Source organism: uncultured Fretibacterium sp. (genome assembly GCF_963544685.1).
In the GTDB taxonomy this organism is placed as follows: Bacteria; Synergistota; Synergistia; order Synergistales; family Aminobacteriaceae; genus CAJPSE01.
Map to the genome: position 1 here is coordinate 1 of NZ_CAUUGJ010000168.1, position 3,685 is coordinate 3,685.

Consider the following 3,685-nt stretch of genomic DNA (forward strand, 5'->3'; position numbering starts at 1 on the left):
GGGGTATGTCGGTCGCTATCTGGCTGTCCCGGCTCTTCGTTCAGCGCCGTTGAGGCGTGAATGACCGCCTTCCACGAGGTGTTGGCTTGTGGGGTATGCCGGTCGCTATCTGGCCGGCGCAACCGTATGCGCCGGCCATGCGCCGGCGGCCGGCCGGCGCATGGGTTTAAGGACGTTCCGGTTCCGTCAGGATAAAGTAAAAAACCTTTTTGGCCCGACAGGAGGGGCGGAGGGGTTCCGTCAGGGACCGGTTGAATCAAGGAGGGGGTGTACTCGTGTCACACTTCATGAGGCCTCGGAGTTTTTCCGATTTGCTGCGCTGGATCGAGGGGGAGTATCGGGAGAAGGGCTCCATCTTCGGGATCCACAAGTCCCTGTTCTGGCGGCCGAAGAAGGAACGCTTTTTTGTCCCGGACCTGTTCGGCGGCCCGCTGCTGTCGCCCATAGGTCCTGCGGCGGGGCCCAATACGCAGCTGACGCAGAACATCGTCGCCTCGTGGCTCTGCGGCGCGCGTTACATGGAGCTCAAGACCGTCCAGATCATGGACGAGCTGGAGTTCGGCCGGCCCTGCATCGACGTCGAGGACGAGGGGTACAATGCGGAGTGGTCGCAGGAGCTGAAGCTGGAGCAGTCGGTGCGGGAGTACATCAAGGCGTGGCTGCTGATCCCCGTCCTGGAGCGCCTGCTGGGCTGGGAGGGAACGGAGGGGGCCGGAGGCCTGATCTTCAACATGAGCGTCGGCTACAACCTGGAGGGCATCCTTCAGCCCCGGATGCAGACCTTCATCTCCAGGATGCTGGACGCGTCCGAGGAGCTCGGCGAGTACCGCGAGGTGCTGCGCAGGGAGTTCCCGCAGTACGCGGACATCACGGCGCCCAGCGCGCTGGTGAACAGCGTCACGCTCTCTACCATGCACGGCTGTCCGCCCGACGAGATCGGCAGGATTGCCCGTTACCTGCTGGAGGAGCGCAAGTTCCACCTCTTCGTCAAGATGAACCCGACGCTTTTGGGGCGGGACGAGGTACGCTCGATTTTGAACGAGACCCTGGGCTACGACGGGATCCAAATCCCCGACCCCGTGTTCGATCACGACCTCAAATACCCTCAGGCCGTCGAGATCATCCGGATGATGAAGGAGGCGTCGGCGAGGCACGGGCGGTTCTTCGGCGTCAAGCTCACCAACACGCTCGCGATGTACAACTACCGACGCATCATGCCGGGCGAGGAGATGTACATGTCGGGCCGCGCGCTCTACCCCGTCTCGATGAACCTCTGGAACCGTCTGAACAAGGAATTTGGGGGCGACCTGAACGTCTCCTACTCCGCCGGGGCCGATGCGGAGAACATCGCCGGGATCTTCTCCTGCGGGGCCCTGACCGTGACCATGGCCTCCGACCTGCTCAAGCCGGGCGGCTACGCGCGCATGGGACAGTGTCTGGAGAACCTGGAGTCCGCGATGGAGAGGGCGGGGGCGTCCGACCTCCGCTCCTTCGCGGCCGGCAAGGACGAGAAGCTGGAGAGGGCGGCCGCGGAATCCCTTACCTCGCGCCGTTACCGAAAGAGTTATTATCCCGGGGCCCCGAAGGTGGACTCGGGCCTGGGCCTTTTCGACTGCATCACGGCGCCCTGCATGTCGCGGTGCGCCGTTTGCCAGGACGTCCCGGAGTACGTGGGGCTGATCGCGCGCGGCGATTACGACGGCGCTCTGGTTGCCATCCTGCGCCGAAATCCGCTTCCCGGGCTGACGGGCTACGTCTGCACGCACCTGTGTCAGACCCGCTGCACCCGTTCGAACTACGACGAGGCGGTGGAGATCCGTGCGCTCAAGCGTTTCGCCGCGGAGCGCGGCAGGGCGGCAGTCCCCGAGGTCAGGAAAAGCGCCCGCAGGGTCGCCGTGATCGGGGGCGGGCCGTCGGGCTTGGGCGCGGCCATGAAGCTGGCCCTGGCGGGCGTCGGGGTGACCGTCTACGAGGCGCGCAGCCGCGTGGGCGGCATGATGGCGATAGCTCCGGTGTTCCGCCTGCCTCACGAGGTGCTGGACCGGGACGTGCAGCGCCTGAAGGACCTGGGTGTCGAGTTCGTCCTGAACCACCGGGTGACGGAGCCGCCGGAAAAACTTCTGGAGCGGGGATTCGATGCGGTGTATGTCGCCACGGGCTTCCCCCACGACCTTCCGCTCAGGATCGAGGGGGCGGACGCCAAGGGCGTCTGGACGGCGATGGAGCTGCTGGACGCCACGATGGACGGATCGCGTCCGGACCTGGGCAGAAAGACCCTGGTCATCGGCGGAGGCAACACGGCGATGGACGCGGCGCGTACCGCCCGTCGCCTGACCGGGGCCCCCGTGACGGTGGTGTACCGCCGCACGCGCTCGGAGATGCCGGCTATCGAGGAGGAGCGGCGCCTGCTGTTCGAGGAGGGCAACCTGCTCGAGGAGCTGGCGTCCCCGGTCCGCGTCCTCGTGAAGGACGGCCGTGTCGCGGGGCTCGAATGCGAGCGCAACGCCCTGGGCGAGGTGGACCTGGACGGGCGCCGCACCCCGGTGCCGACGGGGGAGAAGTTCGTCCTGGACGCGGACTCCATCGTGATCGCCATCGGCCAGAGCCCGGACCGGGAGCTCTTTGCAAACGGGAGCATCGCCCTGCGGCGCAACGGTTCCGTCATCACGACGCACGAGGGGCGCACGAGCCGAAGCGGGATCTACGCGGGCGGAGACCTCATCTCGGGGCCGGACATCGTCATCCGTGCCTGCGCCGACGGCGCGCGGGCCGGAGAGGCCATCTGCCGCGAGCTTGGCGTGGAGCTGCCGCCCGAACCCTCCCTTCCGGCCCTGACGCGGGAGGAGATCCTGGAGGTCAAGAAGGTTCGGACCCGGCGCTCCGATCCCCATAAGGAGGAGCACCTGCCCGTGGCCCTGCGCGAGGGGTTCGACCTGGTGGAGCGGACCCTGACCGAGGCCGCGGCGCGGAGCGAGGCAAAAAGGTGCCTTCAGTGCACGTCTCACTGCGACAAATGCGTGGAGGTCTGCCCCAACCGTGCCAACGTCACCTACGCCGCCCTGCCGACGTCGTTCGACGTCCCCGTCGTGGCGCTGTCCGGGGGCAGACCGGCCGTCGTGGCGCAGGAGCGTTTCGCCGTGACCCAGGCGCGCCAGATCCTGCATATCGAGGACTTCTGCAACGAGTGCGGCAACTGCGCCACGTTCTGTGTTCACCAGGGGAGGCCCTACATGGAAAAGCCTCGGCTCTGCCTGAACGAACACGACTTCGCCTCGCAGGACGACAACGTCTGGCGCGTCGAGCCCGGGCTTTTGAGACGCCGCGAGGGCGGCGCGGAGATGCGGCTCGCGGTCACGGACCGCGGGTACCGCTATGAGGACGACGAGCTGGAGGCGACGTTCGACCGCGGCTTCGCGGTGGAGTCCCTGACGGCGAAGAGGCCGTTCGAGGGCAGGCGCTCGCTGGCCCGGGCCGCGGAGATGCGGGTGGTGTATGAAGGAATAGTGGACGCTCTGCCTTGGCTGCTGTAGACTTTCGGGGCTCCGCCCCAAACCCCGCCAAGGGAGCAAGCTCCCTTGGATCCCTTTTACCGTTCTTGCAGGGGGTAACATCCCCCTGCAAGAACGGTAGAGGGGGGGTGCCTGTCTCTTATACACATCTCCGAGCCCACGAGACGGAGCTACAT

General features: G+C 66.5%; 1 protein-coding gene. It reads left to right on the plus strand.

Features of this window, described 5'->3' with window-relative positions; all coding sequences use genetic code 11:
- Positions 1 to 287: 287 nt before the first annotated feature.
- Entirely contained in the window at positions 288 to 3,530 is a 3,243-nt protein-coding gene (gene ygfK, locus ABLA28_RS10970) for a putative selenate reductase subunit YgfK (protein WP_347713696.1), read from the plus strand.
- Positions 3,531 to 3,685 lie beyond the last annotated feature (155 nt).

Coding starts and splice junctions, on each gene's coding strand:
- ygfK (WP_347713696.1), top strand. CDS start 288: ATGAGGCCTCGGAGTTTTTCCGATTTGCTGCGCTGGATCGAGGGGGAG.